The organism is Caldimonas tepidiphila, assembly GCF_003569765.1.
GTDB lineage: Bacteria > Pseudomonadota > Gammaproteobacteria > Burkholderiales > Burkholderiaceae_C > Caldimonas > Caldimonas tepidiphila.
In genome coordinates this window covers 1-403 of record NZ_KZ983965.1, presented here as the reverse complement: position 1 = coordinate 403, position 403 = coordinate 1, and the positions used below count along the sequence as shown (strand labels likewise).

Below are 403 nucleotides of genomic sequence, written 5' to 3'. Positions count from 1 at the left end.
TCGTGCGGCGTGGCGCAGTGCCAGGAGACGCTGCGCACGGCGATGGCGATCGGCGCGGACCGGGGCATCCTGGTGGAGACGGACGCCGAGCTGCAGCCGCTGGCGGTGGCGAAGCTCTTGAAGGCGCTGGTCGACAAGGAGGCCCCGCAGCTCGTGATCCTTGGCAAGCAGGCGATCGACGACGACTGCAACCAGACCGGGCAGATGCTCGCGGCGCTGCTGGACTGGCCGCAGGCGACGTTTGCCTCGAAGGTCGAGGTGGCCGACGGCTTCGCAACCGTGACGCGCGAGGTCGACGGGGGCCTGGAGACGGTCAAGCTCAGGCTGCCGGCGATCGTGACGAGCGACCTGCGCCTGAACGAGCCGCGCTACGTGACGCTGCCCAACATCATGAAGGCCAAGA

1 protein-coding gene is annotated in these 403 nt (G+C 69.0%); it reads left to right on the top strand.

All coding sequences use genetic code 11. From position 1 onward, the window contains the following. A partial coding sequence (locus tag D3A59_RS02940) for an electron transfer flavoprotein subunit beta/FixA family protein (RefSeq protein ID WP_240635914.1) occupies positions 1 to 403 on the top strand: 403 nt, incomplete at both ends.